The sequence below is a fragment of the Streptomyces herbicida genome (genome assembly GCF_032656585.1).
GTDB classification, from domain to species: Bacteria; Actinomycetota; Actinomycetes; order Streptomycetales; family Streptomycetaceae; genus Streptomyces; species Streptomyces herbicida.
The window spans coordinates 215,262-241,694 of the sequence record NZ_JAUYWJ010000007.1; the positions used below are offsets into that span (position 1 = coordinate 215,262).

The 26,433-nt window shown below is 71.0% G+C and carries 29 protein-coding genes; 8 read left to right on the forward strand and 21 right to left on the reverse strand.

All coding sequences use genetic code 11. From position 1 onward, the window contains the following. Positions 1-26: 26 nt before the first annotated feature. On the forward strand, positions 27-1,010 hold the full coding sequence (locus tag Q8A52_RS17090; protein ID WP_316752952.1) for an ArsR/SmtB family transcription factor: 984 nt from the start codon (positions 27-29) through the stop codon (positions 1,008-1,010). A gap of 60 nt (positions 1,011-1,070) precedes the next feature. Here the strand turns inward: Q8A52_RS17090 and Q8A52_RS17095 are convergent, their stop codons facing one another. The 15 genes from Q8A52_RS17095 to Q8A52_RS17165 all read right to left on the reverse strand — a co-directional run bounded on the left by Q8A52_RS17095 (position 1,071) and on the right by Q8A52_RS17165 (position 15,931). Next, a complete protein-coding gene (locus Q8A52_RS17095) occupies positions 1,071-1,811 on the reverse strand; it encodes a sirohydrochlorin chelatase (protein ID WP_316752953.1) in 741 nt (246 codons plus the stop codon). Between the two features lie 5 nt (positions 1,812-1,816). Then, complete coding sequence (locus tag Q8A52_RS17100; RefSeq protein ID WP_316752955.1) at positions 1,817-2,701, reverse strand: ABC transporter permease; 885 nt, start codon at positions 2,699-2,701, stop codon at positions 1,817-1,819. After that, complete coding sequence (locus Q8A52_RS17105) at positions 2,688-3,473, reverse strand: ABC transporter ATP-binding protein (protein WP_316752956.1); 786 nt, start codon at positions 3,471-3,473, stop codon at positions 2,688-2,690. The genes Q8A52_RS17100 and Q8A52_RS17105 overlap by 14 nt, the downstream gene beginning before the upstream one ends. A 34-nt stretch (positions 3,474-3,507) precedes the next feature. Beyond that, positions 3,508-4,614 (reverse strand): aliphatic sulfonate ABC transporter substrate-binding protein, encoded by a 1,107-nt coding sequence (locus Q8A52_RS17110; protein ID WP_316752958.1) that lies wholly within the window; start codon positions 4,612-4,614, stop codon positions 3,508-3,510. 225 nt (positions 4,615-4,839) lie between these two features. After that, positions 4,840-6,174: a sulfate adenylyltransferase subunit 1 gene (locus Q8A52_RS17115; protein WP_316752960.1), complete on the reverse strand. Its 1,335-nt coding sequence runs from the start codon at positions 6,172-6,174 to the stop codon at positions 4,840-4,842. A 2-nt stretch (positions 6,175-6,176) separates the two neighbouring features. Continuing rightward, positions 6,177-7,115 carry a sulfate adenylyltransferase subunit CysD gene (gene cysD, locus Q8A52_RS17120; protein ID WP_316752962.1) on the reverse strand — a complete coding sequence of 313 codons (939 nt, stop codon included), beginning with the start codon at positions 7,113-7,115 and terminating at the stop codon, positions 6,177-6,179. Continuing rightward, positions 7,112-7,648, reverse strand: coding sequence for an adenylyl-sulfate kinase (gene cysC / locus Q8A52_RS17125; RefSeq protein WP_316752964.1), 537 nt, complete (start codon positions 7,646-7,648; stop codon positions 7,112-7,114). Before cysC ends, cysD begins: the two co-directional genes overlap by 4 nt. Before the next feature lie 34 nt (positions 7,649-7,682). Beyond that, entirely contained in the window at positions 7,683-8,393 is a 711-nt protein-coding gene (locus Q8A52_RS17130) for a phosphoadenylyl-sulfate reductase (RefSeq protein WP_316752966.1), read from the reverse strand. Next, a complete protein-coding gene (locus tag Q8A52_RS17135; protein ID WP_316752968.1) occupies positions 8,390-8,569 on the reverse strand; it encodes a hypothetical protein in 180 nt (59 codons plus the stop codon). Before Q8A52_RS17135 ends, Q8A52_RS17130 begins: the two co-directional genes overlap by 4 nt. Then, positions 8,566-10,266, reverse strand: a complete 1,701-nt coding sequence (locus Q8A52_RS17140; RefSeq protein WP_316752970.1) for a nitrite/sulfite reductase — start codon at positions 10,264-10,266, stop codon at positions 8,566-8,568. Before Q8A52_RS17140 ends, Q8A52_RS17135 begins: the two co-directional genes overlap by 4 nt. Positions 10,267-10,392: 126 nt before the next feature. Beyond that, positions 10,393-10,476, reverse strand: a complete 84-nt coding sequence (locus tag Q8A52_RS17145) for a putative leader peptide (protein WP_309486338.1) — start codon at positions 10,474-10,476, stop codon at positions 10,393-10,395. Between the two features lie 127 nt (positions 10,477-10,603). After that, a complete protein-coding gene (locus Q8A52_RS17150; RefSeq protein ID WP_316752972.1) occupies positions 10,604-11,176 on the reverse strand; it encodes a GNAT family N-acetyltransferase in 573 nt (190 codons plus the stop codon). A 17-nt stretch (positions 11,177-11,193) separates the two neighbouring features. Beyond that, entirely contained in the window at positions 11,194-12,528 is a 1,335-nt protein-coding gene (locus Q8A52_RS17155) for a hypothetical protein (RefSeq protein WP_316752975.1), read from the reverse strand. Positions 12,529-12,715: 187 nt separating this feature from the next. After that, positions 12,716-13,990, reverse strand: coding sequence for a GAF domain-containing protein (locus Q8A52_RS17160; protein WP_316753240.1), 1,275 nt, complete (start codon positions 13,988-13,990; stop codon positions 12,716-12,718). Positions 13,991-14,293: 303 nt separating this feature from the next. Beyond that, the gene (locus Q8A52_RS17165) at positions 14,294-15,931 is read right to left on the reverse strand and encodes an acyl-CoA dehydrogenase family protein (protein WP_316752977.1); all 1,638 of its coding nucleotides are present in this window, start codon (positions 15,929-15,931) and stop codon (positions 14,294-14,296) included. Positions 15,932-16,084: 153 nt separating this feature from the next. On the opposite strand from Q8A52_RS17165, the gene Q8A52_RS17170 reads away from it, so the two are divergent. Beyond that, entirely contained in the window at positions 16,085-17,239 is a 1,155-nt protein-coding gene (locus Q8A52_RS17170; RefSeq protein ID WP_316752979.1) for a YihY/virulence factor BrkB family protein, read from the forward strand. 253 nt (positions 17,240-17,492) lie between these two features. Here the strand turns inward: Q8A52_RS17170 and Q8A52_RS17175 are convergent, their stop codons facing one another. After that, on the reverse strand, positions 17,493-18,341 hold the full coding sequence (locus tag Q8A52_RS17175) for a Rossmann-fold NAD(P)-binding domain-containing protein (protein WP_316752981.1): 849 nt from the start codon (positions 18,339-18,341) through the stop codon (positions 17,493-17,495). Between the two features lie 81 nt (positions 18,342-18,422). On the opposite strand from Q8A52_RS17175, the gene Q8A52_RS17180 reads away from it, so the two are divergent. Both Q8A52_RS17180 and Q8A52_RS17185 read left to right on the forward strand, forming a co-directional pair. Next, positions 18,423-19,361: an AraC family transcriptional regulator gene (locus tag Q8A52_RS17180; protein ID WP_316752983.1), complete on the forward strand. Its 939-nt coding sequence runs from the start codon at positions 18,423-18,425 to the stop codon at positions 19,359-19,361. A 10-nt stretch (positions 19,362-19,371) separates the two neighbouring features. Further along, the gene (locus Q8A52_RS17185; protein ID WP_316752984.1) at positions 19,372-20,058 is read left to right on the forward strand and encodes a helix-turn-helix transcriptional regulator; all 687 of its coding nucleotides are present in this window, start codon (positions 19,372-19,374) and stop codon (positions 20,056-20,058) included. Here Q8A52_RS17185 and Q8A52_RS17190 read toward each other — a convergent pair. After that, positions 20,041-20,442 carry a VOC family protein gene (locus Q8A52_RS17190; RefSeq protein ID WP_316752986.1) on the reverse strand — a complete coding sequence of 134 codons (402 nt, stop codon included), beginning with the start codon at positions 20,440-20,442 and terminating at the stop codon, positions 20,041-20,043. The genes Q8A52_RS17185 and Q8A52_RS17190 overlap by 18 nt on opposite strands. An 82-nt stretch (positions 20,443-20,524) precedes the next feature. Further along, on the reverse strand, positions 20,525-21,916 hold the full coding sequence (locus tag Q8A52_RS17195) for an MFS transporter (RefSeq protein WP_316752987.1): 1,392 nt from the start codon (positions 21,914-21,916) through the stop codon (positions 20,525-20,527). A 98-nt stretch (positions 21,917-22,014) separates the two neighbouring features. On the opposite strand from Q8A52_RS17195, the gene Q8A52_RS17200 reads away from it, so the two are divergent. Beyond that, positions 22,015-22,587, forward strand: coding sequence for a helix-turn-helix domain-containing protein (locus Q8A52_RS17200; RefSeq protein WP_316752989.1), 573 nt, complete (start codon positions 22,015-22,017; stop codon positions 22,585-22,587). On the opposite strand, the gene Q8A52_RS17205 is transcribed toward Q8A52_RS17200, so the two are convergent. Continuing rightward, positions 22,584-23,210: a VOC family protein gene (locus Q8A52_RS17205; RefSeq protein ID WP_316752990.1), complete on the reverse strand. Its 627-nt coding sequence runs from the start codon at positions 23,208-23,210 to the stop codon at positions 22,584-22,586. The genes Q8A52_RS17200 and Q8A52_RS17205 overlap by 4 nt on opposite strands. 98 nt (positions 23,211-23,308) lie before the next feature. Between Q8A52_RS17205 and Q8A52_RS17210 the strand changes: the two genes are divergently transcribed. After that, positions 23,309-23,857: a membrane lipoprotein gene (locus tag Q8A52_RS17210; RefSeq protein WP_316752992.1), complete on the forward strand. Its 549-nt coding sequence runs from the start codon at positions 23,309-23,311 to the stop codon at positions 23,855-23,857. Here the strand turns inward: Q8A52_RS17210 and Q8A52_RS17215 are convergent. Both Q8A52_RS17215 and Q8A52_RS17220 read right to left on the reverse strand, forming a co-directional pair. Beyond that, a complete protein-coding gene (locus Q8A52_RS17215) occupies positions 23,854-24,096 on the reverse strand; it encodes a DUF397 domain-containing protein (protein WP_316752994.1) in 243 nt (80 codons plus the stop codon). The genes Q8A52_RS17210 and Q8A52_RS17215 overlap by 4 nt on opposite strands. Continuing rightward, positions 24,093-24,917, reverse strand: coding sequence for a helix-turn-helix domain-containing protein (locus Q8A52_RS17220; protein WP_316752996.1), 825 nt, complete (start codon positions 24,915-24,917; stop codon positions 24,093-24,095). Before Q8A52_RS17220 ends, Q8A52_RS17215 begins: the two co-directional genes overlap by 4 nt. Positions 24,918-25,280: 363 nt before the next feature. Between Q8A52_RS17220 and Q8A52_RS17225 the strand changes: the two genes are divergently transcribed. Together Q8A52_RS17225 and Q8A52_RS17230 are read left to right on the forward strand one after the other, a co-directional pair. Beyond that, positions 25,281-26,144 carry an isocitrate lyase/PEP mutase family protein gene (locus Q8A52_RS17225; RefSeq protein WP_316752998.1) on the forward strand — a complete coding sequence of 288 codons (864 nt, stop codon included), beginning with the start codon at positions 25,281-25,283 and terminating at the stop codon, positions 26,142-26,144. Then, a complete protein-coding gene (locus Q8A52_RS17230) occupies positions 26,141-26,395 on the forward strand; it encodes a hypothetical protein (RefSeq protein ID WP_316753000.1) in 255 nt (84 codons plus the stop codon). The genes Q8A52_RS17225 and Q8A52_RS17230 overlap by 4 nt, the downstream gene beginning before the upstream one ends. Positions 26,396-26,433: the final 38 nt, after the last annotated feature.

Here is a 26,433-nt window from a genome sequence, read left to right on the forward strand (position 1 = left end):
CCGACAATCATTTAGCGTGGCGCTCAATGATTGAGTTCCGCTTCGCCGTCGACGACCTCGCCACCACCTCCTTCGCCTACTCCCCGCTGCAGGAGGCGGTGTTCTCCCTGCGCTGTCTGCACGACCCGGCCCGCTATCCCCACCACCGTCCCTGGCTGCGCCGCATCCGCCCGCGCATGGAGTCCCTCGACCGCGAACTGCTCACCGCGCTCGTGGCTCCCTGGCTGTGGCTGCCGGACTTCGTCACCCCGCGCCCCGAACGGGCCCGCCCCGCCTTCGCCGACGAACTGGACCAGGTCCGCGCCACCCCGGCGGACGTGGTCGTCGCCGACTTCCTGGCCACGTACCGCACCGAGGACGCCCTGCCGCCCGTCGTCGCCCGCGGCCTCACCGACCCCGCGGCGTTCCTCTCCCGGCTCGCGGACGCGGTCGACGCCTACTGGCGCACCTGTCTCGCCGCCGACTGGTGGCCGCGGGTGCAGACCATCCTGGAGGCCGATCTCGCCCACCAGGCGCGGGTGCTGGCGGAACAGGGCGCGGGCGCGTTGTTCTCCGGGCTCGATCCGCGGCTCGTGTGGAGCGACGAGCATCTGTCGCTGACCCGCCCGCCCGACACCGCCCCCTGGCCTTCGGGCGACATCCGCATCGCCGGCCGCGGACTGGTGCTGATGCCGACGATCTTCGCCAAGGGCGCGCAGACGGTGCTCGACCACTCGCTGCCCCCGGTGCTCATCTATCCGGCACGCGGCCGGGCCATCCTGTCCGAGGAACCGCCCCCGGTCACCGACCGCGCCCTGAAACGGCTCCTGGGCCGCCCCCGCGCCCGTCTGCTCCTGCTGCTCGCGGAACCGGCGTCCACCACGGAACTCGCCCACCGCCTCGACGTCACCCCGGGCGCGGTCAGCCAGCACCTGGCCGTCCTCTACGACGCGGGCCTCCTCACCCGCACCCGCAGCGGCAGGATCGTCCGCTACGCACGGACCCGGCTGGGCGACGAGCTCTGCCGTTAGGCACCCATGGCAGGCGCGGGAACCGGTACGCGCGGGCCCGGCTGGGGGCGCGTTGTGCCGTCAGGCGCCGATGGCGGCGAGTATCGGGGCGCGTGCCGTGTCGTAGCGCTCGAGCAGGAGCTGTGCCACCTCTGGCGCCGGGCCGAGGACGTCGGCCAGGACGTCGGCCTCGGCCGCGCCGCGCGCTATGCGGTCCGGCAGGAAGCCGGGGGCCAGGACGTACGGGGCGACGGCGACGCGTTTGCAGCCGAGGGCCCGGAGTTCGCGGACCGCGTCCTCGGTGCGGGGAAGGGATGCGGAGGCGAACGCAGGTCGCACGGCGCACCAACCGGTGTGCCGCCACTCCCGCGCGATTGCTGCGATCACTGCGATCGCCTCCGGGTCACTGGACCCCGCCGAGGCCAGTACGACCCCGGTCGAGGACTTGTCGGCGGGCGTCAGCCCCGCCTCGTACAACCGCCGTTCCAGCGCCGACAGCAGCAGCGGGGACGGACCGAGCACCTCGGCCTGCCGGATCCGCAGCTGCGACGGGGCGTCCCGCAGCACCGCGGGGATGTCCGCCTTCGCATGGAACGCGCGGGTCAGAAGGAGGGGAAGGGCCACGACGTCCCGCACGCCCTCCGCCGCCAGCGACTCCAGCACCCCGTGCGCGGACGGGATGTTGAAGTCCAGGAAGCCGGTCTCCACGCGCAGCCCCGGCCGCAGCGACCGCACCCGCCGCACCAGGGCGTGCACGGTCGCGGCGTGCCGCGGGTCGCGGCTGCCGTGGGCGACGACGAGAAGAACCGGCTTGCGGGACATGGGTATCAGCTCTTCACCAGCAGGCCGCGGCTGCGCAGTACCCACCGCTCCAGCGGGCTGAAGATCAGCAGGTCGATGGCGATGCCGACGAACAGGATCAGGAAGATGGCCTCGAACACCATGGACATGGAGCTGGCGTTGCGGCCGTTCTCCAGCAGCGCGCCCAGACCGATGCCCAGGTCGGGGGAGGAGGCGATGATCTCCGCCGCCATCAGCGAGCGCCAGGAGAACGCCCAGCCCTGCTTCAGGCCTGCCAGATAGCCCGGTAGTGCGGCCGGCAGCACTATGTGCCAGGCGCCCTTCAGGCCCGTCGCCCCCATGGTGCGGCCGGCCCGCAGGAACAGCGGCGGCACCTGGTCGATGCCGGACACCAGACCGTTGGCGATGGACGGGACCGCGCCGAGCAGGATCACCGCGTACATCATCGAGTTGTTCAGGCCCAGCCAGATCACCGCAGGCGGCACCCACGCCACGGACGGCAGCGACTGCAGGCCGGACAGTACCGGGCCGATCGCCGCGCGCACGAACTTCACCCGCGCCACCAGCAGGCCCAGCGGGGTGCCGATCGCCAGCGCGAAGGCGAAGCCCAGCAGACCGCGCGAGACACTCGTCCAGATGTAGCCGAGCAGCTTGCCTTCCAGCCAGGCGTTCTTGAACTCGTTGCCGACATCGGCGGGCGACGGCAGCTTCGTCGGATCGTCCACGATCTTGAACGAGATCAGCGCCTGCCACACGACCAGGACCACCGCGGTGGCGACGAGCGGCGGCAGGATCTTGCTGGTGAACGTCTGCCGGAACGGCGTCCGGCCGGTGACGGCGGTCTCCAGCGCGTCCAGGCCGGCCTCGACGCTTCCAGCGTCCGTGACGGTCTTCGTCTCAGTGCTGGCCATGACGGCGGATCTCCCCACGCAGTACATCGGTGATCTCGAGGGACAGTTCGGCCACCGGCGCGTCCTCGATACGCCGCGGCTGGGGGATGTCCACCCGCCACTCGCGGGCCACCCGGCCCGGCCGGGACGACAGCAGCACGACCCGCTGCGCGAGCCGCACCGCCTCGCGCACGTTGTGCGTGACGAACAGGACGGACAGCCCCGTCTCCGCCCAGATCCGGGTCAGTTCGTCATGCAGCAGGTCGCGGGTGATCGCGTCGAGCGCCGCGAACGGCTCGTCCATCAGCAGCAGCCGGCTGTCCTGCGCCAGCGCACGGGCCAGCGCCACGCGCTGGCGCATACCGCCGGACAGCTCGTGCACCCGCTTGCCGTACGAGCCCCCCAGCCGTACGAGTTCGAGCAGCTCCTCGGCCCGGCCGCGCCGCTCGTTCTTCGCAACTCCCCCCAGCTTCAGGGCGAGTTCGATGTTCTTGCCCGCGGTCAGCCACGGGAACAGAGCGTGCTCCTGGAACATCAGGGCGGGCCGCCCATGGGTCGCGATGCTGCCGGCGGAGGGCTGGTCCAGCCCCGCCACCAGGTTCAGCAAGGTCGACTTGCCGCAGCCCGAGGCCCCCAGGAGGGTGACGAACTCGCCTGGCGCGACATCCAGCGTGATGTCGTCGAGAACCAGCTGCTGCCCGGCGGGCCCGGCGAAGGACTTCGAGACGTGCTCGATGCGGGCGGCGTACTCGACCACATCGACGTCATCGGCCTTGGCGAGGGCGGTTGCCATGATCGTCACCTCCTGGGAACTCTCGGATCCGGACTTACTTGACGCCGAGACCGGCGTCGCTGACGGTGCTCTCGCCCTCGGCCTTGAGGACCTTGTTCAGCAGGGTGAGGTCGTAGATGCCGGCCAGCTTCGGGTTCTCCAGCAGACCCGCCTTGACCGCGTGCTGCGCCTCGGTGTTGAGCGTGGCGGCCAGGGGGTCGTCGGTGATCTGGATGGACTTCCACGCCGGGTCCAGGACGTCGGCCGGCAGCTCCTTGCCGGAGTCGGTCCCCAGCTGCTTGTTGGCCGCGGCCTTCGCCTGGTCCGGGTTGGCGTTGATCCACTTGTTGGTCTCGGCCGAGGCCTTCAGGACCGCCTCGACGGCCTTCGGGTGCTCCGTGAGGAACTTCTGCGACACGATGATGTTCGTGATCACGAACTTCTTGTCCGGCCACAGCGCCGACTCGTCGAGGAGCACCTTGGCGCCCTCGGCGACCAGCTTGGACGCGGTCGGCTCCGGCACCCAGGCGCCGTCGATGGAGCCGGACTTGTAGGCGTCCGGGGTCACCTTGTTGTCGGTGCGGACCACCGACACGTCGCCCTGGCCGCTCTCCGCGTCCACCTTCCAGCCCTGCTCCGCAGCCCAGTTGAGGAACGCCACGTCCTGCGTGTTGCCGAGCTGCGGGGTCGCGATCTTCTTGCCCTTGACGTCCTTGAGGGACTTGATCTTCTTCGGGTTGACCACGAGCTTCACACCGCCGGACGCCGAACCGCCGATGATGCGCAGATTCTTGCCGTCCGACTTGGTGTAGCCGTTGATCGCCGGGGAGGGGCCGATCCAGCCGATGTCGATGGAGCCCGAGTTCAGGGCCTCGATCTCGGACGGGCCCGCGTTGAAGATCTGGTACTTGGCCTCGGTGGCGCCGAGCTCCTTCTGGAAGAAGCCCTTCTGGTTGCCGACCAGCGCGGTGGCGTGGGTGAGGTTGCCGAAGTAGCCGATCTTGACGGAGTCGAGGCCGTCGGTCTTCTCGGCTCCGGCGGCGACCTTCGCGCCCGCGGTGTCGTCATCGGTCTTGGAGCCGTAGCCGCAGGCGGCGAGGGTGAGCAGGGGAAGCGCGGCTATGACCGCGAACGTTCGACGAAGGGCGGTACTGGCAGGCACGGGAGGCGTTCCTCTCGTCGGCCCGGCGGTCACGGTCTCTCAGGTCGTGGCCGGGAGATCGGCAGGTCTTCGTTTGCGCAGGCAGTGGGGGGTGAAGGCGCGCAGGCAGTGCGCGTACGTCACCGCACACATCGCGCCACTCCGCCCTGCCCGCTGCCGAGGGCACCGCTGCCGACGCGGCCGCCCTCCTTCGCGAACAGCGAGAAGAAATCGGTGGTCTTCATCTCAGAAGTCCCAACCGTCGTCGTCGGTCTGGTCCTTGACCGGCTCCGGGGAAGCGAAGGACTCGCCGACCATGCCCGCGGTGAGCGTGGTGCCGTCGCTCGGGTCGATCAGGATGAACGAGCCGGTGCGGCGGGAGTCGGCGTAGGAGTCGACCGGCAGCGGCTCGGCGGTGCGGATCTTCACCCGGCCGATGTCGTTGGCGACGAGCTGTCCCGGGTGCGGGTGCAGGGACAGGTCGTCCAGCGTGAGCCGGGACGGGATGTCCTTGACGATCGCCTTGACCGTGCGGGTGCCGTGCTTGAGCAGCACCCGGTGCCCGACGGTCAGCGGCTGGTCGGCCACGTGGCACACCGTCGCCTCCACGTCCTGCGTGGTCGGCGGGGCGTCCTTGCTGGGCACGATCAGGTCACCGCGCGAGACGTCGATGTCGTCCTCCAGCAGGACGGTCACCGACTGCGTCGTCCAGGCCACGTCGACCGGCTTGCCCAGCAGGTCGATGCCGGAGATCCGGGTCGCACGGCCGGACGGCAGGATCGTCACCTGCTCGCCCACACGGAAGGTACCGGCGGCGATCTGGCCCGCGTAGCCCCGGTAGTCCGGGTGCTCGGCGGTCTGCGGCCGGATCACGTACTGCACGGGCAGCCGCGCGTGGCAGTGCGCCAGGTCGTGGCTGACCGGGACGGTCTCCAGGTGCTCCAGCACCGTCGGGCCGCCGTACCAGTCCATGTTCGCGGACGCCTCCACGACGTTGTCACCGGCGAGCGCCGAGATCGGGATCGCGGTGACCTCCGGGACGCCCAGCTCGATCGCGTACGCCGTGAACTCCTCGGCGATCGCGGCGAACACCGACTCCTGGTAGTCGACGAGGTCCATCTTGTTGACCGCGAGGACCACGTGCGGGACGCGCAGGAGGGCGGCGATGGCGGCGTGCCGACGGGTCTGCTCGACGACGCCGTTGCGGGCGTCGACCAGGATCACCGTGAGCTCTGCGGTGGAGGCGCCGGTGACCATGTTGCGGGTGTACTGCACATGGCCGGGGGTGTCGGCGAGGATGAAGCGGCGGCGGGGCGTGGCGAAGTAGCGGTAGGCCACGTCGATGGTGATGCCCTGCTCGCGCTCGGCGCGCAGACCGTCGGTGAGCAGTGCCAGGTCGGGGGCGTCCTGACCGCGGTTGCGGGAGGCGTGCTCGACGGCTTCCAGCTGGTCGGCGAGGACCGACTTGGAGTCGTGCAGCAGCCGGCCCACGAGGGTGGACTTGCCGTCGTCGACGGAGCCCGCGGTGGCGAACCGCAGCAGGGTGGTGGCCGAGAGTTCCTCGGTCGTCGTCGTGCTCATGCTTAGAAGTACCCCTCGCGCTTGCGGTCTTCCATCGCGGCCTCGGAGAGCTTGTCGTCGGCCCGCGTGGCGCCGCGCTCGGTGAGCCGGGAGGCGGCGATCTCGGCGATCACGGCGTCCAGCGTCGTGGCGTCGGAGTCCACGGCGCCGGTGCAGGACATGTCGCCGACGGTGCGGTAGCGGATCTGCCGCTTCACGACGGTCTCGTTCTCGCGGGGGCCGCCCCACTCGCCCGCCGTCAGCCACATCCCGCCGCGCTGGAACACCTCGCGCTCGTGCGCGAAGTAGATCTCGGGCAGCTCGATGCCCTCGCGGGCGATGTACTGCCACACGTCGAGCTCGGTCCAGTTGCTGAGCGGGAAGACGCGGACGTGCTCGCCGGGGGCGTGCCGGCCGTTGTAGAGGTTCCACAGCTCGGGGCGCTGGCGGCGCGGGTCCCACTGGGAGAACTCGTCGCGCAGGGAGAAGACGCGTTCCTTGGCGCGGGCCTTCTCCTCGTCGCGGCGTCCGCCGCCGAAGACGGCGTCGAACCGCTCGCTCTGGATCTTCTCGGTGAGCGGGACGGTCTGGAGCGGGTTACGGGTCCCGTCGGGGCGTTCCTTGAGCACACCGCGGTCGATGTAGTCCTGTACGGAGGCCACATGGAGGCGCAGCCCATGTGCGGCGACCACACGGTCCCGGTACTCCAGCACCTCGGGGAAGTTGTGTCCGGTGTCCACATGCAGCAGGGAGAAGGGAACGGCCGCCGGGGCGAACGCCTTCAGCGCGAGGTGCAGCATGACGATGGAGTCCTTGCCGCCGGAGAACAGGATCACCGGCCGCTCGAACTCGCCCGCCACCTCACGGAAGATGTGCACCGCCTCGGACTCCAGCGAGTCCAGGTGGGAGAGGGCGTACGGCGTGCCCGTGCCCTCCTCGGCCGTCGCGACGATCGCCGTCATGCCAGTCCCCTCTCGCTGAGCAGGGCGTGCACCGACGCCGCGGACTCCTGCACGGTCTGGTTCTGCGACTCGATCCGCAGATCGGGCGTCTCGGGCGCCTCGTACGGGTCGTCGACCCCGGTGAGCCCCGACAGCTCGCCCGCGGCCTGCTTGGCGTACAGGCCCTTCACATCGCGTACGGAGCACACCTCGACCGGGGTGGCCACGTGCACTTCCAGGTACGTCGTCCCGTTCTCGTGGTGGCGCTTGCGCACCGCCTCGCGGCTGTCGGTGTAGGGCGCGATGACCGGGACGAGGGCCTTGACGCCGTTACGGGCCAGCAGTTCGGCGAGGAAGCCGATGCGCTGCACGTTGGTGTGCCGGTCCTCGCGGCTGAACCCGAGGCCCGCCGAGATGAACTCGCGGATCTCGTCGCCGTCGAGCACCTCGACGAGGTGGCCCTCCTCGCGCAGCCGGCCGGCCAGCTCGTACGCGATGGTGGTCTTGCCGGCGCTCGGCAGACCCGTGAGCCAGACGGTGGCTCCGGTCGTCACGTCGTTCTCCAATGTCGTAGTAGGCACGGTCATGTCAGCCGTGCAGCCCGCACTCGGTCTTGGCCCGGCCCGCCCAGCGGCCGGCCCGCGTGTCCTCGCCCTCCAGGACGCGGCGGGTGCAGGGGGCGCAGCCCACGGAGGTGTAGCCGTCCATCAGCAGGGGGTTGGTCAGTACGCCGTGTTCGGCGACGTACGCGTCCACGTCCTCCTGCGTCCAGCGGGCGATGGGGGAGATCTTGACCTTCCGGCGCTTCTCGTCCCAGCCGACGACCGGGGTGTTCGCCCGGGTCGGGGACTCGTCGCGGCGCAGACCGGTCGCCCAGGCCCGGTAGTCCTTCAGGCCCTCCTCCAGCGGCTGGACCTTGCGCAGCTTGCAGCACAGGTCCGGGTCGCGGTCGTGCAGCTTCGGGCCGTACTCCGCGTCCTGCTCGGCCACCGTCCGGCGCGGGGTGAGGGTGATGACGTTGACGTCCATCACGGCCTCGACCGCGTCACGGGTGCCGATGGTCTCGGGGAAGTGGTAGCCGGTGTCGAGGAAGACGACGTCGACGCCCTTCATCGCGCGGGAGGCGAGATGGGCGACCACCGCGTCCTCCATGGAGGAGGTCACGCAGAAGCGCTTGCCGAAGGTGTCCGCCGCCCACTGGAGGATCTCCAGCGCGGAGGCGTCCTCCAGCTCGCGCCCGGCCCGCTCGGCCAGCGCCTTCAACTCCTCGGTCGTGAGCTCGTCCTGAGCCGTCGTCATGTCTGATCCCCTCCGTTGTCGGCTCGCTGAACTCCCCGGGCCAGCAGCCCGAGGAACTTCAGCTGGAATGCGCGGTTGCAGGCCGCGCATTCCCAGGCGCCGTGGCCCTGCTCGCTCGGACGCAGGTCCTCGTCGCCGCAGTAGGGGCAGTAGAAGGGGGCGGCCCGCTCGCTCACGACAAGGCCTCCTCTGAAGCTCGCGCGGTCCAGGCGGCGAACCGCTCGCCGGCTTCGCGCTCGGCCTGGAAGCGCTTCAGCACCCGCTCGATGTAGTCGGGCAGTTCGTCCGAGGTGACCTTCAGACCGCGGACCTTGCGGCCGAAGCCCGCTTCCAGGCCCAGCGCGCCGCCCAGGTGCACCTGGTAGCCCTCGACCTGCTCGCCCTGGTCGTTCACGACGAGCTGGCCCTTGAGACCGATGTCCGCCACCTGGATACGGGCACACGCGTTCGGGCAGCCGTTGAGGTTGATGGTGAGGGGCTCGTCGAAGTCCGGCAGGCGGCGCTCCAGTTCGTCGATCAGCTGCGCGCCGCGCTGCTTGGTCTCGACGATGGCGAGCTTGCAGAACTCGATGCCGGTGCAGGCCATCGTGCCGCGCCGGAACGAGGACGGCCGGGCGGTGAGGTCCAGCGCCTCCAGGCCCTCGACGAGCGAGTCGAGCTGCCCCTCCTCGACATCGAGGACGATCATCTTCTGCTCGACGGTGGTGCGCACCCGGCCCGAACCGTGGGCCTCGGCCAGGTCGGCGATCTTCGTGAGCGTGGCGCCGTCGACGCGGCCGACACGCGGGGCGAATCCGACGTAGTACCGGCCGTCCTTCTGCCGGTGCACACCGATGTGGTCACGCCACTGCTGGACGGGCTGCTCGGGAGCGGGTCCGTCGATCAGCTTGCGCCCGCCCAGGTACTCGTCCTCCAGCACCTGCCGGAACTTCTCCGCGCCCCAGTCGGCGACCAGGAACTTCAGGCGGGCCCTCGTACGAAGCCGGCGGTAACCGTAGTCACGGAAGATCGAGATGACGCCCTCGTAGACGTCCGGCACCTCGTCGATGGGCACCCACGTGCCGAGCCGTACGCCCAGCTTGGGGTTGGTGGACAGACCGCCGCCGACCCACACGTCGAAGCCCGGTCCGTGCTCGGGGTGGCGCACACCGACGAACGCGACGTCGTTGATCTCGTGCACCACGTCCAGCAGCGGCGACCCCGAGATGGCCGTCTTGAACTTGCGGGGGAGGTTGGAGTACGCCTTGTTGTTCAGGACGCGCCGCTTCATCTCCTCCAGCGCGGGCGTGGCGTCGATGATCTCGTCCTCGGCGATGCCGGCGACCGGCGAGCCGATCATCACACGCGGCGTGTCGCCGCAGGCGGTGACGGTGGACAGGCCCACGCCCTCCAGCCGCTCCCAGATCGCGGGCACGTCCTCGATCCGGATCCAGTGGTACTGCACGTTCTGCCGGTCGGTGATGTCCGCGGTGCCGCGCGCGAACTCCTGGGAGATCTCACCGATGACCCGCAGCTGCTGGGTGGTCAGCGCACCGCCGTCGATCCGCACCCGCAGCATGAAGTACTCGTCGTCCAGCTCCTCCGGCTCCAGGATCGCGGTCTTGCCGCCGTCGATCCCGGGGCGCCGCTGGGTGTACAGCCCCCACCAGCGCATACGCCCGCGCAGGTCGTTGGGGTCAATGGAGTCGAAGCCACGCTTGGAGTAGATCGTCTCAATGCGTGTCCGCACATTGAGACCGTCGTCGTCCTTCTTGAACTGTTCGTTGCCGTTGAGCGGGGTGAAGTGACCCGCGGCCCACTGACCCTCGCCGCGGTGACGGCTCACCTTGCGGTGGGGCGCGGAGGCGGCAGGGTTCTGCGGGGTGGCGGCCATGGTTCTACGTCCTTCGGGACAGGCGGAAAGCGGCTCTGACCTGCGCGTATGGGCACATCTGGGCATACGTGCGCGGCTTTGCGCAGGAGGCGGGGAATGTCAGTGATGTCGGCGCTGCTGGGACTGTCAGCTCGCCGGACAGATGGCGCTGGACATGCGGCCGAGGTCGACGTGCCGCCGACTCACCAAGGCAATTCCAGTTCCAGACATGACGGAAGCGTGTCATGGCAATCTGGACTCAGTCCAGCTTCGTCCGTCATGTGGACACCCTTGTCTCGGTATGCGGGACAAGGGTGTCGTCGATCACATAGGTTGTGCAGGGTCTTGTCGATGCAGGTCAGACCGGGTATGCGCCAGGCCAGGGCCCCGGGGCGGGCTGCTCCTGCTCCAGTTCGACCTTGGTGTCGAACAGCTTGAAGCCCCGCCGCTGGTAGTTGTCCATCGCGAACTCGCCGTCCTTGCTGCACGTGTGCAGCCACACCCGCTTGGTGGGTACGCGCTGCGGCCAGCGTCCCGCCAGGTCCCAGGCCCGGGCCGCCCCGTACGAGAGCAGATGACCGCCGATGCGCCGGCCCCGGAACGCGGGGACGAGACCGAAGTAGACGATCTCCACGGCGCCGTCGTCCTGGGGGTCGAGCTCGACGTAGCCGGCGGGGGTGCCGTGGTCGTAGGCCACCCAGGTCTCCACGCCCGGCCGGTCCAGGTGCTCCTGCCACCGGTCGTAGGGCCAGCCGAGCCGGTCGGTCCAGAGGATGTCGCCGCCGACCGAGGCGTAGAGGAAGCGGCTGAACTCGGGGGAGGGCACCTCGGAGCGGACGATCCGGACGTCGCCGTCGGGAACGGCGGCGGGGAGGAGGTCGGCCGGGGACGTCTGCTCCAGGGACCAGGTGGTCACGGTGATGCTGCTCATGCAGGCCAGGGAACCATCTACCGCAGCGAACTGTCGATCGAGCTCAGCGGGGCGGAGAAGAGCATCCGGTCCGACAGCGACCACACCTCGCCGGTCGCCTGCCAGTAGGAGAGCGAGCCCGCGCCCCTGGCCCAGCAGTGGTGTGTGGTGTCCGAGCCGCAGCGGGCGGCCTTCGCTCCCGAGGTGTCCTGGCGCCACAGGCTGCCGCGGCGGTCCGGGGAATCGGCCAGGCGTCCGACGTACCAGGAGGTTCGTGTCGTCCCGGGCGGGTGGTAGGCCAGTACGCCCCGGATCCCGGTCGCCCGCGTCTCGAGGGCCTCGACCGCGTCCACCCGCCCCGCCGAGTCCGCGGCGAGCAGACCGCCCCGGGCGGGGTCGTCGCTGAGGGCGTAGCGCCACAGGCGGGCGTGCCGGTTGCTGCCGGCCGGGGTCCACTCGCTCATCACGAGGCTGTCGGGCGCCGATCCGCGGTCCAGGGAGAGGCCGCCGGGGCAGGGCGGCCCGTCCGTGCCACACCGCCCGGCGGGCAAGCGGTAGGTGCCCACCGCGGGCATCACGTACCGGTAGCCGTCGGCCGACCAGCCGCCCGGCACCCGGCCGATCGCCGGACCGTCGACGGTGGTGCGCTGGATGCGGTTCAGGTCGTAGACGTAGAGCGCCTCGGACGTCCCCGTACCGGCCGTGACCAGCAGTTTGTCCTGGTACCAGACCATGCCGGAGACAGTCGAGGCCAGGCCCCGGTAGTCCCGGCCGTCGGCGCTGGGGACCACGAGCAGCACCCAGCTGTACGCGAGGCGGGCGGGGTCGTCGGCGTCGACGAAGGCGACCCGGGCCAGTCCCCGCTCGGCGGCGGGGCCGGTCCTCGTGCTGTGCGTCCAGCCGGACAGGATCACCCGGTTCTCGCCCCAGACGCCGTCGTCGTCGGCGTCCCCGGACGTGGTCACCGAGGCCGGACGCCAGTCCGGGGTGGCGGTGTCGGAGGGGTCCCAGCAGTACGCGTGCGCGGCGCGCGGTGCGACGGGCAGCGACTCCCGCTGGGCGGCGGTGCAGTCGCCGGCGTCGAGCAGGGCGCGGTCGGCGCCCTTCAGTACGGCGGAGACGCCGACCGGGCGACCCATCGCGCCGGCCAGCCGGTCGAGCGTGCCCTGCGGCACCAAGTGCTCCTGGAGCCGCAGGGGCCCGGTCTCGGCGGAGGAAGTTATCGGCTTGAGCGCGCCCGGATTGTCGGCGACCGTGGCCTGCGAGGCGCTGATCATGGTGGCGGCCGCGGTGAGCGCGAGGGCGGTTCCGGTCAGGAACGCGCGCAGGGCGCGGCCCCGCTTGCGCCGGCGATGTCTGCCGCGATGCTTCATGCTTCCTCCTCGGCGAGCCAACTGCGCCTGATGGTCCGTACGTTGACCGAGGAGCAGGTGGGGAGGCCCGTAGAGGGGATGCTACGGCAGCAAGCTGCGACAGAGGCATAAGACCCTGCAAATATGCGGAAGATGCCCCCCGGATGTGCCGAATCGGTACACGGCATATGCCCCCGGCGGTACCCTCTTACGGCGTGTGCGCAGCCGCCCACCGCTGTGTGACCGCCGGTGCCGTCGAGTGCGGAAGCAGGTCACGGGGGTCGTCGGGCAGCAGCACCTCGACCTCGGCGTCCTCGCAGAAACGATACGGCCGGTGTTCCAGGAACTCCCCCAGATACCGCCGGATCCGCGACATCTCCGCCCGTACCGTCACGGTACGGGACGGATCGCCGAACATGTCCTCGGCCAGACCCGCCGCGCTGCGCCCCGAGCGGCGCACCGCCAGTAGATAGAGCAACTCGGCGTGCCGGGGGCTGAGTTCACGGGACCAGGCGCCCGCACCGCCGGAGACGGACACCGACCAGCGGCGCGGCTGCGTCAGGTCCAGCACGACCCGGGAGGCGTCCGAAGGCAGCGGCTCGTCCACCGCGCGCACCAGCCAGCCCCCGGCCAGCGGCTCCACCGAACACAGACCGAAGGCCGGTAGCCACCGGCGGCCCGCCGACATCGACTTGGGCAGCGCGAGGCGCCGTACATACGGCATCCCCGTGACCGCCGCCGTCCAACCGTGCCGGTCCACCGCCAGTGCCTGCCCGTCCAGCCGCGCCAGCACCGGCGCCGCCACCGCGCGCAGCCGCTCCAGCGAGGTCAGATGCAGCTCCCGCAGCCGCGCCTCGGCGAGTTTCGCCACCGAGTCGACCCAGGCCAGCGTGGCCGGATGCATCGTCTCCAGCGGGCCGCTGACGTCGACCACACCGAGCAGCCTGCCGTCCCGGGGATCGGTGATCGGGGCGCCCGCACAGGTCCAGGACGTGTGCGACCGGGCGAAGTGCTCGGCGGCGAAGACCTGGACGGGCTTGCGCACCACGGCCGCGGTGCCCACGCCATTGGTGCCGACGACCTCCTCCCGCCAGTCCGCGCCCAGTTCGAAACCGATCCCGTCCGCCTTGCGCAGCACCGGTGAACTGCCCTCGCGCCACAGCACCCTGCCGTCCGCGTCGGCGACCACCATGATGTGGTGGGCGACGTCGGCGACCGAAAGCAGACCCTCCCGCAGCACCGGCAGGACGTGCCGCAGCGGCGACTCCTCCCGTCTGCGCCGCACCTCCTCGGGACTGAGCAGACCCGATCTGGCGTCATGGTCCGGATCCACCCCGTTGCGCAGCATCCGCCCCCACGACTGTTCGATCACGGGGCGGGGCGCGATCCGTGCAGGTTCACCGGCGAGTGCGGCCTCGCGCACCTCGCTGAGCAACCGAGCCGCCTGTGCCACGTCGACGGCCGCGAGCTGCGCCACGTTCATCGGCGGGTTCGCCACTGGGATCCTCCCGGAAACGCTTACGACCACATGAGTGTCAAGCCGTCCGGGCGGCGGTTTCCGGTCCGACTGTTGGTCTCATAGTGCCGTTCCGGCGCCGGGCAGGGGCACGCTCCGCGCATATATGCCAACAAGTTGCAACCCCTTGCAACCCTGGTGGACGGGCCGAGGGTGTCTGAAACTTGAGCAGCGCCGCCCCGAGCGGCGTTCGTGGCCTCGAACGGGGGCCGTGAAGCGGGGGTGGTGCCGTGTCGGCGCAGCATCACCCCCGCGACCCGTGCCCGCAGGTCAGCGCACCGTCCGGGCCCGGTCCACCACCGACGCCAGATCCAGGGTGTACGGCAGCGTCCCGAACGACGCGCCCCAGTCGCCGCCCAGCCGCGACGCACAGAACGCGTCGGCGACCTCAGGCGGCGCGTACCGCACCAGCAGCGACCCCTGCAGCACCAGCGCCATGCGCTCCACCAGCCGCCGGGCCCGCCCCTCGACGCCCTCCAGGTCGCCCAGTTCGGCCAGCAGATTCTTCACCGCCGCGTCGAGACGGTGGTCGGCGCCGCGCGCCCGGCCCACCTCCAGGAGATAGGCGTTGAAGGCCTCCGGCTCCCGCTGGAGCGCCCGCAGCACATCCAGCGCCTGGACGTTCCCGGCGCCCTCCCAGATGGAGTTGAGCGGCGACTCGCGCACCAGCCGAGGCATCCCCCACTCCTCGACGTAGCCATTGCCGCCCAGACACTCGGCCGCCTCCACCGCCACCGGCGTACAGCGCTTGGTCACCCAGTACTTGGCGGCCGGCACCGCCAGCCGGAGGAACGCCCGCTCCTGCTCGCTCCCGTCGTCGTAGGCGGCCGCCAGCCGCAGCCCGAGGGCCGTCGCCGCCTCCGACTCCAGCGCCAGGTCCGCCAGGACGTTGCGCATCAGCGGCTTGTCGACCAGCTTCCCGCCGAACGCCGCACGGTGGGTGCAGTGGTGCACCGCCTGCGCCACGGCCTGCCGCATCAGCCCCGCCGAGCCGAGCACACAGTCCAGCCGGGTCGCCGCCACCATCCCGATGATGGTGCGCACCCCGCGCCCCTCCTCGCCCACCCGGCGCGCCCAGGTCCCGTCGAACTCGACCTCCGCGGAGGCGTTGGACCGGTTGCCCAGCTTGTCCTTGAGCCGCTGGATGAGGAACGTGTTGCGCGTGCCGTCCTCCAGCACCCGCGGCACGAGGAAACAGGTCAGCCCGCCGGGCGCCTGCGCGAGCACCAGGAAGCCGTCCGACATCGGCGCCGAGCAGAACCACTTGTGCCCGGTCAGCTCGAACGTCCCGGCCTCGGCCAGCGGCCGCGCGGCGGTCGTGTTCGCCCGTACGTCGCTGCCGCCCTGCTTCTCGGTCATGCCCATCCCGAACACCACCCCGGCCTTCTCCCGGGCGGGGCGCAGCTCGCGCTCGTAGAGGGTGGAGGTCAGCAGAGGCTCCCACTCGGCGGCGAGGTCCGGGTCGGTGCGCAGCGCGGGCACCGCCGCGTGTGTCATCGACAGCGGGCAGCCGTTGCCCGCCTCGACCTGGGTCCAGACCAGGAATCCGGCCGCCCGGCGCACATGCCCGGCCGGACGCACCCAGGCGGTGGTCAGCCCCGCCCCGAGCCCCTTGCCGAGCAGCCGGTGCCAGGCCGGATGGAACTCGACCTCGTCGATCCGGTTGCCGTACCGGTCGTGCGTGCGCAGCCGGGGCGGGTTCTCGTTCGCCTGCACCCCCCACTCCTGCACCTGCGCCGAGCCCGCGCTCCTGCCCAGCGCGGACAGCTCGTCGAGCACCTCGTCCAGCACGGCGGCGTCGGTGTGCCGCTCGACGGCCTCCACCAGGGCCCGGTCGGCGCCGAAGACGTCGTATCCGACCAGCGGTGGAGCCTGGTTCGTCACGGTGTGGGTGGTGGTGCGTGCCATGTCTGCGAACCTACCCCGGGGGCGACGGCGGTCGTCACCAGACTGACACAGCGGCCGGACCGGACGCGTCCGCTCCGGCCGGCGCCCGCCGGAGCGGTCCGGTGATCGCCCGGGAAGGTGAGGACGGTGCGGCACGGCGGATACCTTTAGGTCGTGCAGCCAGCAAGCGAACCCCCCGAGCAGCCGGCCGGTCGGCTCCACCGGGCCCGAGCCCTCTACCGGAACGTCTCCAAGCGCAGGACCGCCTGGCTGCTGCTGAAGGACACGGTGGACTCGTGCATGGAGTACCGCATCCTCGGCCTTGCCGCCGAGGCGGCGTTCTTCACGCTGCTGTCCGTGCCGCCGCTGCTGCTCAGCCTGATCGGGCTGCTCGGTTACGTCGACGACTGGACCGGCGCGGACACCATCGCCAGCCTGGAGAACAACCTCCTGGAGGCGTCGCGCACCGTGCTGTCCGACAAGGGCGTGCGGGAGATCGCGGAGCCCATCCTGCACGACGTGATGAAGGGAGGTCGGCCCGACGTCATCTCCATCGGCTTCCTGTTCGCCCTGTGGTCGGGCTCGCGTGCGGTGAACGTCTTCATCGACACGATCACCGTGATGTACGGCCTCGACGGCGTCCGGGGCATCGTCAGGACCCGGATCATGGCGTTCCTGCTGTTCATCGTGGCGCTGCTGATCGGCTCGGTGGCGCTGCCGCTGATGGTGGCGGGACCGGACGCGGTGGTGCGGATCGTGCCGTGGTCGGAGACGGTCGTACAGGTCCTGTACTGGCCCGTCGTGATCATCCTGTCGATCGTCTTCCTGACGACGCTGTACCACGTGTCCGTGCCGGTCCGCTCCCCGTGGATCGAGGACGTGCCGGGCGCGCTGGTCGCCCTGGCCATGTGGGTCCTGGGCAGCTTCCTGCTGCGGATCTACCTCACGAACACCATCGAGGGCGCCACGATCTACGGCTCCCTCGCCGCCGCGGTCGCCGTACTCCTGTGGATCGGTGTGTCCGCCTTCGCGGTGCTGGTCGGCGCCGCGGTCAACGCCGCGATCGACCGCGTCTGGCCGGCCGCCGCCACGGCCGCGGCCCGCGCCGCGAACGAACGCCTCCGGGAGGCGGAGGTCGCCGAGTACGTGGCCCGCGTGGCCGCGGCCCGCGAGGCCGACCCCGACGACCCCGACATGCCGTCGGAGTTCCCGGAACGCTGGTCCCGCTTCCTGCCTCCGGAGGACGTGACGGCCCGCCTGCGCACCCACGTGAAGAGCACACACCACACGCACAAGCCGAGCAGGGACGGCTCACACCAGGACAAGTGACGCTGCCGACGGCGTTGGCCGGCTGCCCGACGGGGCCGTTGCCGCCGGCGGCTCGTGCCGGCCGGGGAAGGGGCAACCTCTTCGCCACCGGCCGCCGGCGGCGAGCATGGGGCCGGGCGGGCTCCTCGCTGCCGGTCGCTCGCGTCGGCCGCGCGGCCTGCCGGGATCTCCGGCGCCAGACCGCCCTCCACCGCCGCAATCGCGCGCAGCGGGGCCGTGGCGTCCCGTGGTGTTCGGTGGGCGCAGCCTCCCGTCACCGCTTCCATGCCCCCGCCGCCGCGGCCTCCCTGGCGAAGTCCGTGAAGTCTCGGGGGTTGCGGCCCAGTACCTCGCGTACGCCGTCCGTGAGGTAGGAGTTGCGGCCGTCCAGCAGGGACTCGAACAGGTCCACCAGGAACTCGACCTCGTCGGGGGGCACGCCGAAGCCCGCCAGGTGTTCGCCGTACTCGCGGGGCTGCACGGGGCGGTATGTCAGCTCGCGGCCCGTCGCCGCCGCGATTTCCGCGACCGCCTCGCCGAAGGTCAGGAGGCGGGGGCCGGTGATGGCCAGGGCCTGGCCGACGTAGCGGTTGTCGGTCGCGTCGAGCACCGCCACCACCACGTCCGCGATGTCCCGTACGTCGATGAAGGGCTCGCGCACGTCGCCGCCCGGGAAGATCAGCTCGCTGTTCTCCCACAGCCCTTCCACCAGCGGACCCTCGCTGAAGTTCTGTGCGAACCACGCGGACCGTACTACCGTCCAGTCCGCCCCCGACTCCCGCAGCGCCTCCTCGGTCGGCCGCGCCATTTCCTCGCCCCGCGACGACAGCAGGACCAGCCGCCGCACGCCCAGGGAGACCGCCTCGTGTGCGAGCAGTCCCACCGCCAGGGCCGCTTCCGGCGAGCCCACGTCCGACGGGTACACCAGATACGCTCCGTCGGCGTCCCGCAGCGTGTCCGCCCAGGTCGACCGGTCCTGCCAGTCGAAGCCCCGCGCCCGCGTGGCCTCCCGCACGGTCAGCCCCGCCGCCCGCGCGGCGTCCGCCACCCGGCGTCCGGTACGACCCGACGCGCCCGTCACCACCACGGTCATGTCCTGTGTCTTCGATGCGTTCTGTGCCATGCCATCGAGTCAACTCCCGCCCGCCCCAGGCGGCCATCGCTGAACGGCTCGTTCCCATAAGTGCACGTCTACGCTGGCCCCATGGACCCCCTCGCAGGCCTGCTGGAAGGCCCACGCGCACGTGGCGCCTTCATGATCCGGGCGTGCTTCGACCCGCCCTGGGCCGTACGGGTAGAGGACCGCGCCCCGCTCACGGTCATGCTCATGGTCCGCGGCGACTCCTGGATCGTGCCCGACGGCGGCGGCGAGCCGGTGCGGCTGCGGGCCGGCGACCTGGCCATAGCGCGCGGCCCGGACCCGTACACCTGCGCCGACGACCCGGACACCGCCCCCCAGGCGCTGATCCTGCCGCGCGGCGAGTGCCGCTACCCCGACGGCACCTCCCTGCAGGGCTCCATGGACCTGGGCGTACGAACCTGGGGCGACCGCCTCGACGGCTCCACGGTCATGCTCATCGGCACGTACCTCATGCAGGGCGAGATCAGCGGCCGTCTGCTGGACGCGCTCCCGCCGCTGCTCTCCCTCACCACCGACGTGTGGCAGTGCCCGCTCACCCCGCTCCTCATGGAGGAGATCGTGCGGGACGAACCGGGCCAGGCAGTCGTCCTCGACCGCCTGCTCGACCTGCTGGTCATCGCCGCGCTCCGGGCCTGGTTCTCCCGCCCGGAGGCGGAGGCCCCCGCCTGGTACCGGGCGCTCGCGGATCCGGTCGTCGGCCGGGTGCTGAGGCTGCTGCAGGACGATCCGGCGCATCCCTGGACCGTGGCGTCCCTCGCCGCCGAGGCCGGAGTCTCCCGAGCGGCGCTCGCCCGCCGCTTCACCGACCTGGTCGGCGAACCCCCGATGTCCTACCTCACCGGCTGGCGCCTCGCACTCGCCGCCGACCGACTGCGCGACAGCGAGGACACCATCGGCGCCATCGCCCGCGAGGTCGGCTACGGCAGCGCGTTCGCCCTCTCCAGCGCGTTCAAACGGGTGTACGGCGTCAGCCCGCAGGAGCACCGGACCCGGGCGGCGTAGCCTGGCGTACGTGTACGAGGAGCGGGCGTCCCGGCTGACCGGCGCCGTGGTGTGGCGCCGCACCCTGGAGGACCCCGCCGTCCTGCCGGTCCTGCCCGACGGCTGCATGGACCTGCTGTGGAGCGAGGGACGGCTGCTGGTCGCGGGCCCGGACACCCGCGCCCACGTCCCCGAAGGCCAGGCCGTGCGCTGGGCGGGCCTGCGCTTCCACCCCGGCACCGCGCCCGCCTACCTGGGCGTACCGGCCGCCGAACTCCGCAACATGCGCGTGGAGTTGGCCGACCTGTGGCCCGCCGCGGAGGTACGACGCCTGCGGGCCCGGACCGAGGCGGCGGCGGACCCGGCGACGGCGCTGGAGGAGAGCGCGCTGGAGCGGGCGGCGGACCTGGACCCGCCCGATCCCCTGCTGGGGCGGCTGGTCACGGCTCTGGACGCGGGCCGCCCGGTGGCCGCGACCGCCGACGAACTGGGCCTGGGCGCACGCCAGTTGCACCGACACTGCCTGGCCGCCTTCGGCTACGGCCCCAAGACCCTGGCCCGGATCCTGCGGTTGCAGAGGGCGCTTGCGCTGGCCCGCTCCGGTGTGTCCTTCGCGGAGACGGCGGTTCGTGCCGGTTACGCGGACCAGCCGCATCTGGCGCGGGACGTGAAGGAGTTGGCGGGTGTGCCGCTGGGGCGGCTAGTCGGCGGCCGGTAGCGGTGCGAACAGGTCGACGCCGTTGCCGTCGGGGTCGTGCACGGTGGCGTACCGCTGGCCCCAGAAGGCGTCCCACGGCTTGAGTTCGCCGTGGTACCCGGCGCCCACCAGGTCCTCGTAGGCGGCGTCGACCTCAGCGGGTGACCCGCACCGGAAGGCGAGCCCCACCCGGCCCCCGCCGGCCGGTGGCCGCCATCCGGGGTGGAATGAGCGGACGGTTGCCTCGGTGTCCAGGGCGAGGGTCAGCCCACCGGGCAGTTCGGCCTCGACATGCGGCTGGTCCTCGGCGCCTTCGGGGAAGACGAGCCCGAGGCGGCGGTAGAAGGCGAGCGAGGCGGCCAGGTCGGAGGCCACCACGCCGATCACGGCGAATCGTGGAGTCATGTCGTCACCGTAGGCGGGGTGGCGGTATCCGGTCTTGAAGGAATCGGACGCGAGGGGGTCGCCGCCAGCGCGAGGGGTCGGGTCATTCCTTGCGCGTCGTTCCTCGTGCCATCGCGAACAGGAACAGCCCGCAGCCCGCGACCAGGATCCAGCCGGGGCGGGACGCATCGGCGAGCCCCGCCGGGGCGGTGCCCGCGACCAGGCCGCCGGCCAGGGCGATGCCGAGCGCGGAGCCGAACTGGCGGGCGGTGGAGGTGATCGCCCCGGCCACACCGGCCCGGCTCGGCGGCAGCCCGCTCACCGCGGTGTTGGTGATGGGGGCGTTGGCGAAACCGAATCCGACGCCGATGAGCGCGTAGGCCGACAGGAGCAGGAACACGCTCGTGTCCTGGCCGAGTCCGACCAGGCAGAGACCGCCCGCCGTGAGGAAGGCGCCGGCGAGGACGAGCGGGAGCCGTGGCCCGATGCGGCCGACCAGACGTCCGGACAGGGGCGCGCAGACGGTCGCCGCGAGCGCCATCGGCAAGGTCGCCGTCCCCGTGGCCAGGGGTGTCCACCCCCGGGTGTGCTGCAGATAGAGCGTGTTGAGGAGCAGCGTCACGTTCAGGGCGACGAAGACCGCGACGGCGCCGAGCACCGCGCCGGTGAACGCCGGACGCCGGAACAGCCCCAGGTCCATCAGCGGCTCGGGACGGCGGGACTCGACCCGTACGAATGCCACGGTCGCCAGGACGGCGAGCGCGTACGCGGTCAGCGCCACGGGCGACGTCCAGCCGATGCGCGGCCCCTCGATGAGGACACCGACCGAGACCCCGATGACCACGGTCAGCAGAGCCTGACCCGGGACGTCGAGCCGCCGCACCCGTTGCGCGGCCCTGGACTCCGGTACGAACACCGCGCTGAGCACGAGGGCGGCCACCACGACCGGCGCGTTGACCCAGAACAGCGACCGCCAGCCGAACCCGGCGAGTAGGGCGCCGCCGGTGACGGGACCTGCGGCCATGCTGAGCCCGAAGACCGAGGCCCAGACGCCGATGGCCTGTGCCCGCTCCCTCGGGTCGGGCATGGCGTTCACCACGATCGCCAGAGCCACGGGACTGAGCATCGAGGCACCGATGCCCTGCGCGGCACGGGCGGCAATGAGCGCGCCCGCCGTGGGGGCCGCCGCGCAGACCAGCGAGGCCGTGCCGAACACGACCAGCCCGCTCTGGAACACCCGCCGGCGTCCGAACCGGTCCGCCAGCGCGCCCGAGGAGATCAGCAGGCCGGCCAGGACGAGGGTGTAGGCGTCCACGGTCCATTCCAGGCCGCGCGTCCCGACGTCCAGGCCGCGCCCGATGGCGGGCAGGCCCACATTCACGATGGTGGTGTCCAGGCCCACCAGGAACATGCTCAGACAGCAGACGGCCAGCACCGTCCAGCGTCTGCGCGCGCTCAGAAGGGGCGGCTGAACAGGATGTGTCGTCGTGGTCACGGTCTGCCTCTCACGTCCGGGAGTACCAGCCCGGCAAGAGTCCGACCGGACCACCACCGCGGCCCAGCGTTCTTGCGAAGGCTGCAAAACTGGACTCCGTGGACGCGGAAGTGGAAGAGATACTCGACGGCATCGGCCCCCGGCTGCGCACCCTCCGCCGGGACCGCGGACTCACGCTGGAGGACCTCGCCGCGACGACCGGGATCTCCGTCAGCACGCTGTCCCGGCTCGAATCCGGCAGGCGGCGCCCGACCCTCGACCTGCTCATCCCGCTCGCGCGGGCACACCGTGTCGCACTCGACCAACTGGTGGCCGCACCCGCCACCGGCGACCCGCGCGTGCACCTCAAGCCCCAGCGCCACGGTCAGGGCAGCGTCCTGGTGCCGCTGACCCAGTACCCGGGCCGGGTGCAGGTGTTCAAGCAGGTCCTGGCGCCCCGCGAACCGAAGCTGGTGACCCACGACGGCTACGAGTGGCTCTACGTCCTCGCGGGCGAGCTGCGCATCGTGCTCGGGGAACGCGACTTCACCCTGCGCCCGGGCGAAGTGGCCGAGTTCGACACCAGGGAGCCGCACTGGTTCGGCCCGGCGGACACGAACGCGGTAGAGATCCTGCACCTGTTCGGACCTCGCGGAGACCAGGCGGTGATCCGCGCGAGCCCGTCCGCCTAATCGAAGATCACGGGTCCCTTGGGCGTCTCCACGGTGAAGGAGATGGCCACCGGCCCCTCGCCGAGGCGGAGTTCGGTGCCCAGGGTGGTCAGCAGAGCGCGGATCTCGTCCGGGTCGGGAGCGGTGGCCGACACCTCCACCAGCGGCGTGACGGGCAGCCCCGACGCGGCGGGGTGCACCGAACGACCCCAGTCGATCAGGAAGGGCACCAGCCCCGAAGGGTGCGCGGTGTAGGTCAGGCGCCACTCCAACAGGGCCCCGCCGGGGGCGCGGCGGCTCATCGGGTACGTGGGCCCGGGGTCGAATCCCCGAGCCCGGGCCGTCGCGACCGCCGCGTCCAGGTCCGGTGGGCCGATCGCCCAGGTCACCGTGCGCGGGCCGGTCAGCCCGTCGACCCCGAAGGGGTGCTGGCCCGACGGGGGCTCCTGCTCCGGGTCCGGACCGATGATCTCCAGATAGCTGGACCTGCCCAGTGACACCAGGTAGTTACGGGTGCCGAGCTCGACGTGGACACCACCGGGAGCGGGTGCCACACCGGTCCGCTCGGTGAAGTCGGCGACCGTCGCCGTGAGGTCGGGCGTTGCCAGGACGAGGTGGTCCAGGAGTGGGGGGATGGCATTCATTCCGGCTGAGGCTAGGGGTGCCGGTGCCCCCGTTCAAGAGAGTCGCCTCAAGTGAAATGCCCCCTTCCTGTGGAACATTTGTACGGCAGGATGGGTGCATGATCCGTACCGTGCGCGCGCTGACGCCGTTACTCCTGCTCCCCGTACTGCTCACCGCCTGCGGCACCGAGAAGGCGGGTACCGGAGCCGGTACCTCCGGTACTCCTGACACGTCCGAACTCGATGCCCGCGTCCGGGCGTTGGGCGTCGCACCGGAGCTCGTCTACGTCACCAAGGCGTCCGGCTTCACCCCGGCCCAGCAGTCCGTCGGCGTGAACGGGGACGACGGCTTCTCCGTCTCCTACTGGTCGAAGGACGGCGGCGTCCTTCACCTCTACTCCGACCGTGGCACGGTGACCGCAGCCGTCTGCCCGAAGGAGGAGGAGTGCGTGGCACCCAAGAAGGGGCAGGTGGTGCACATCAGCGGCGAGAAGGTCTCCCGGGAGGTGCTGCGGGAGGCGGCCCGTTCCGTCTACCGTCCCTCGGCCAAAGAGCTTGCCGCGTTGCTGCCGTCGCCCGCGCCGACGCCCACGGAGCCGGTACGGCGGGGTGACCTTCCCTCGTACGGGGACGGGGCGCCCGACAACAGTGTCGGGGAGGGCGGTTAGGCCCGGGGCAGCTTCAGGAAGGCCGTCCAGGCGGTGGGGGAGACCGTGAGGTGGGCAGTGGTGGGGGTCTTGGAGTCGCGGATGTGGATGGCCCCGGGTTCGAGGGCGACTTCGATGCACTCACCGCCCTCGCTGCCGCTGTAGCTCGACTTGCGCCAGACGTAAGCGACTTCGATGCAGGCGCCACCCTCCTCGCTGCTGTAGCTCGACTTGAACCACTCAAGCGCGGTGCCGCTCATCGCTCTCCCAGAAGCCGGTCCAACAGGTCCCTCGTTTCTTCGGTGTTGAGAGCCTGCGTCCGCAGCATCGCATACTTCTGGGTAAGGATCCCCACCTCGTCTGGATCGGCGATCAGGTGGCTTCCGCGCTGAGTTTCCATGTAGGCGAGCCGCTGGTGTTCAGGTGTCTCTAAGAGGACGAACGGACCGTCGAGGCCTGCGTGAGAGGTGCGACCGAGCGGCAAGATCTGCACGGTGATGCCGGGGACGTCGGCGTACTCGCGCAGCTTCCGCACCTGTGCGAGATACACCTCCTTCCCGCCAAGGAAGTCCCGCAGGACCGGTTCCCAGATCACGAAGCTCGTGGAGGGCCGTGTCCTGTGTTGCAGGATCACCTGCCTCTCCATGCGGGCTGTGACGAGCTGCTCGACCTCGTCCTCGTCGTAGACCGGCACGCGGCTGCGGAAGACCGCCCGTGCGTAGTCCTCGGTCTGGAGTTGACCCGGTACGGCGAGGCTCGCGTACACGGAGATGGTGATCGCCTCCCGCTCCCGATCGAGATACTCCTCCGCCCACAACGGAACCAGATCCACCTCCGGCATCTTGCTCAACGCAACCGACAACGCCCCCCTAGTATCGAGGAGTTCGTCGAGCTGCTCGGCAAGATCCGGCTTCAGCGGCCGTCTGCCCTGCTCGATCGACGCGATCTGCTGCTCGCCGACGACGAACCGCTCGCCCAGCGACCGCTGTGTGTAACCGGCGGCCTCCCGGTGGAGGGCGAGCAGTGCGCCCACCATCTTCATCGCCGAGGCGTTCTTCCGTGCCCGTCGAATCGTGCCCATATGCATCATCATGGACACGGAGCGTGACTCCCGCCCCGGGAACATCGAAACTCGGTCAAATGACTCCCCGGCTTCGCGGGTGCGGTCCGCGTACTCCGTACATGTGGACGAAGCGTCGTACGGCGGCGGGACATGGGGGTCCGTCCCCTGGTGTGGTGCCGGGAGCAGGGGGGGGGCGGACTTCGTCGCCCATCTGCACGGCGGAATCGGCTGGGCGGTGCCGAGCGACCGGGGTCAGTGACGTTTCTCCGGTGAACCGGTTGCCCCATTGGGGTGAGTAAAGGCCGCGTAGCAGGAAAGTCACGTGAACACCTAGAGATCCTTTTGTCCTGGTAAAGCGCCATTCACACGAGGGGCTAGACAGTGACTTACGGGAAGACGCTGCGCGAGCAGATCGCCGGGCCGGGGACCACCCCGCTCATCGGTGTGTACGACATGTACTCGGCCTCGATCGCGGCCAAGCACTACGACGGGATGTTCGTTTCCGGCTTCGGATTCGCGGCCTCGTACTACGGGCTGCCGGACATCGGATTCATCGCCTGGCCGGACATGGTCGCGTTCGTCCAGCGGCTGCGGGGTGCGTTCCCGCACCACCACCTGCTGGTGGACATCGACGACGGGTACGTGGACCCGGAGGTCGCCTGCCACGTCGTCGAGGGGCTGGAGCGGATCGGCGCCTCCGGGGTGATCCTTGAGGACCAGAAGCGGCCGCGTCGGTGCGGGCACGCCGACGGCAAGCAGGTGCTGCCGCTGGAGGAGTATCTGGAGAAGCTGGAGAGGGTGCTGGCGACCCGTCAGGACCTGGTGGTGGTGGCCCGTACGGACGCCACCGACGAGCACGACATCCTGCACCGGGCGGAGCGGCTTGCCGCCACCGACGCCGACGTGGTCCTGGTGGACGGGGTGCGCAGCGTGGAGTGGATCCAGCGGATCCGAAAGGTCGTCGGCGACAAGCCGCTGCTGTTCAACCAGATCGCCGGCGGCAAGTCGCCCCGGCTGTCGCTGACCGAACTGAACGACCTGGGCGTCGACGTCGCCATCTACAGCACCCCGTGTCTGTTCGCCGCCCACCAGGCGATGGACTCCGCGCTCACCGAACTGAGGGCGGCGGACGGCCGGCTGCCCGAGGTGGACGCGGCGAGCGGGGTCGGCGTCAAGGCGTCCACGAGCCTGCTCGAGCGCAACATCGCCCGCGAGCGGCTCGAGCCCGAGGGCGTGGGCGCGTGACCCGAGCCCCGCGGCTGCGGACGGTCACGGTGCTGGCGGCGGCGCTGCTGGGGGCGGCGGCCGCACCGGCGGCCGCCACCGACAGTCTCATCACCGTCATCGACAACTCCCGGGCGGACTCGATCCTCGAGGTCGACCGCACGGCCAACGTCCAGACCGGCAGCGGCACGGCCGGCAGCGACCACGACGGGAGCGCCGTCGACCTGATGGAGGCCCTCGTCGGCGCGGCCGACCGGGACGGGGAGGAGTGAAGACCGGGCCATCTGGGCGGCTGGACACCCCGTGCGGG